This window comes from Methylophaga sp. (genome assembly GCF_965655755.1).
In the GTDB taxonomy this organism is placed as follows: Bacteria; Pseudomonadota; Gammaproteobacteria; order Nitrosococcales; family Methylophagaceae; genus Methylophaga.
On sequence record NZ_CBFHHW010000002.1, the window covers coordinates 54,119 to 57,939 of the forward strand.

At 43.9% G+C, this 3,821-nt stretch carries 3 protein-coding genes; 2 read left to right on the forward strand and 1 reads right to left on the reverse strand.

Annotated elements, in window-relative coordinates; translation table 11 throughout:
• Positions 1–834: cysteine desulfurase family protein (locus ACTF5U_RS01140; protein ID WP_438969791.1), on the reverse strand; the 834-nt coding region annotated here is incomplete at its 3' end.
• Between the two features lie 772 nt (positions 835–1,606).
• Here ACTF5U_RS01140 and ACTF5U_RS01145 point away from each other — a divergent pair.
• Both ACTF5U_RS01145 and ACTF5U_RS01150 read left to right on the forward strand, forming a co-directional pair.
• Entirely contained in the window at positions 1,607–3,385 is a 1,779-nt protein-coding gene (locus tag ACTF5U_RS01145) for a copper resistance system multicopper oxidase (RefSeq protein ID WP_438969792.1), read from the forward strand.
• An 11-nt stretch (positions 3,386–3,396) separates the two neighbouring features.
• A partial coding sequence (locus tag ACTF5U_RS01150) for a copper resistance protein B (protein ID WP_438969793.1) occupies positions 3,397–3,821 on the forward strand: 425 nt, incomplete at its 3' end.

Consider the following 3,821-nt stretch of genomic DNA (forward strand, 5'->3'; position numbering starts at 1 on the left):
TGCATTTTTCAATTCAGCTAATCGTGTCCTGTTCTTGAATGCTTCTTTTGCCGTTAACATTAAGGCCTCAGCCATACCGACACATAATTCTGTAGGTAGTGTGCCTGATCGGGCTCCCCCTTGTTGCCCTCCTCCATGGATTAAGGGTGGTAGCTGAGCCTGTAACGCATTTTTGATGTATAAAACCCCAACACCTTTAGGCCCATAGATTTTATGACCTGAAAGACTGAGCATATCCACTTGCCAGTATTGAACATCTATATCAATGGCTTCAGGTGCTTGGGCTGCATCACAGTGAAACAAAGCGCCGAACTGATGGGCTAGTTTAGTTAAGCTTTTAACATCTTGAATGACACCAATTTCATTGTTTACAGCCATAATACAGACGAGAACGACCTCTTCTGAAAGCATTGACTGATAGGCTTTCATATCAATAAGGCCATCAGATAAGACCGGAATTTCTTTTACCTCATAGCCAAGTTTATTCCCATAAAAATAGGCAGCATTTTTTATACACTTATGCTCTATAGCACTAATTAAAAGTGTTTTTCTTTTCGTATTAGCATTGGTAAACAATACACTGGCGATCGCATGATTATTCGATTCCGTCGCGCCTGAAGTGAAGATAACTTCTTCCTTCTTAGCTTTGATAACGGTTTCAATTTGTTCTCTGGCTTTATCCACTGTTTCGGCCGATTGTTGCCCAAAATGGTGTTGAGTTGAGTGAGGGTTAGCAAAAAATAGCTCACTGCTGCTCAACATGGCTGCTTTGACATGCTGATCTACCGGCGTTGATGCCTGATAATCCATATAAATGGAATTACCTACTTTCATATAATCGTCCTAAATTTATGTTTGGATATCTTTGGTTTGGATGACTTTTACAACAATATGTTCAATACAGGCACTTCATCTTCGTGATTTAATGCATTGCCAGCAGGAAAATAGCCAGAAAAACATCTTAAAGCGACTTACCAGCCAATGAAATAGTCTTCCAAAAGTCTGACTTTTGAACAAGGACGGTAATGATACTCTGTAAATATAAAAAATCTAATCACGCATTATTGATATTAGCTGCCATTCACTTGACCCTGATCATGGTTGAGTAAACACCCTTGTAATATGATGTCACAGCCTTTCTATATGCCAATGGCAGGGGGCTTACCCCGTAAGATTCAAAATCTCCCGGTTGAGCATGTTTTTGACATGCATCTTAATGATAAAAACATCAATGCAAAAAAATACTTTTACCAAGACTCCTTCACCGTCTCGTCTCGGATCACTTATTAGCTTGAGCTATGCATTTTTTGCATCATTTGCTTTTGTGCTCGTTCTCAATCATGACTTAACGCCTCCTGCAGTCGTCATTTTATAAGTTAAACGTTTTTAGCAGCCTACCCACTTGCTAGCGCATTGATATTACAATTTTGTCATCAATGCCCATGTCTAGCTCAGGCGAGACACTTTATTTATAAATGAATTTTTCAATAGGGCTAAGGGGAGGAAACAATATCAAGTTGAAGAAGGTCGAAATAATAAATCCGGCACCCAGCATATTAAACCGATTAATCATTTCTGTTGATCATCATTTTTGGAGATAAACACCATGACGAAGACTTTACCGTCAAGTCGTCGTAAATTTATAAAGTCAGCCATAGGCCTGAGTTCTGCGCTGGTACTGGCAAAGTTAGCACCTGCATGGGCCTCACCGTTAGGTCGTAGCTATGGCGCGCTTATAAAAAATGATGGACCAATCGACTTACTGATTGAACAGTCACCGATGACTGTGGCTGGCAAGTCTACCCTTCCTATTACGATCAATGGCTCAATGCCCGGACCGTTAATCAGACTTCGGGAAGGACAACGTGCACAACTCAATGTTTCGAACGCGCTTAAAACAGATACATCCATTCACTGGCACGGAATCATCCTTCCTGAGAATATGGACGGTGTGCCGGGAGTCAGCTTCCCCGGCATTAAGCCCGGCGGAACCTACCATTATGCGTTTGATGTAAAGCAGAGTGGTACATACTGGTATCACAGCCACTCAGGGTTTCAAGAACAAGTTGGTCACCTTGGTCCGCTTGTTATTGAACCAGCTGACGGCGATATCGGTGCCGACCGCGAGCATGTCATTTTACTAAGTGACTGGACATTCGACGATCCACACGAAATATACCGTAATTTAAAAGTGGCAGAAGGCTATTACAATTATCACCAGCGAACCATTTCTGACACGTTTGAGGATATTAAAAAACACGGTTTAGCAGAAACGTGGAAGCAGCGTTCGATGTGGAACACTATGCGTATGAGTTCACGGGATATTCTGGATGTCACCGGTTCGGTCTATACCTATTTAATGAATGGTCGAGACAGTGAAACAAATTGGACGGCGCTCTACCGTCCCGGAGAAAAAGTACGCCTGAGAATCATTAATGGTTCAGCCATGAGCTTCTTCGACTTTAGAATTCCCGGACTTGAAATGGTCGTAGTGGCAGCTGATGGACAGCCAGTGAAACCTGTTGTTGTGGATGAATTTCGTATTGGTGTTGCAGAAACCTATGATGTCATCGTTCAACCTAAAGACAGTCAGCCTTACACCTTTTTTGCTGAAAGCATCGATCGAAGTGGTTATGTACGCGGCACACTTGCAACAGAAATGGGGCAACAAGCTGAAGTGCCTGCTTTGAGACCTACGCCTGAAAGAGGCATGGACGCCATGGGGATGGACCATGATATGGCTGGTATGGGATCGACTGATATGGCTATGAGTCATGAAGGCCATCAGATGCCATCTGATTCGATGCAGGATATGGTTCATCAGGAACATGCTGGGTCTTCAAAACGCCCCACCGCGCCGGAAATAAAAGTGGAGCACACAAAAGAAGGCCATGGTCCGGGGGCCGCGATGATTGCAGAAAACCCCACCAGTCGCTTAAACGAACCCGGTGTCGGGCTTGAAGATGTCAATCATCGTGTATTGGTCTATGGCGATTTGATTGGTGCTCACCCATGGCCTGATGAAAGAGAGCCAGAACGTCAAATAGCGTTACATCTGACCGGTAATATGGAAAGGTATATGTGGTCATTTGATGGCGTCAAGTTCAGTGAGGTTGATGGACCTGTTGCGTTTCAATACGGTGAAAGACTCAGACTGATTTTAGTCAACGACACAATGATGGATCACCCTATTCACTTACATGGAATGTGGATGGAGCTTGAAAATGGTCAATATCCTCGGCCCCGTAAACATACCATCAGCCTTAAGCCCAGTGAGGTTGTTTCTTTACAAATTAGTGCTGATGCCCCCGGCAGCTGGGCATTTCATTGCCACCTGCTTTATCACATGAAAGCCGGTATGTTCCGAATCGTATCCGTCGTTTAACAGGTGTTTAAATGCAAATAGTAAAAACACTCATCGCATTATCACTACTGAGTTATGGCACCGCAACCTTTGCTCAACATGCTGAGGGTGACTGGCCAGAACCTATGAAAACATCACTGACCGGTCAACTGATGGTTGATCGGTTCGAAATCAGCCAGACAGACAATGGCGACAATGTGGTTACCTTGGACGCGATCGGATGGTATGGCGGAGATGAGAAACGGCTCTACATCAAAACAGAAGGAGAAAACCAGTTAAATGATGGTGAGCCCAGTGAGCTTGAAAGCGCTGAAATACTTGCCAGTCAATTGATAGCACCTTTCTGGGAGGTTCAAGCGGGTCTTGGTCTGCGTGGTTCCGTGGATTCAGATGTAAACCGTGAACATTATGCTGTGTTTAGCTTGTTTGGCTTAGCGCCCTATCGTTTCGAAGTTGA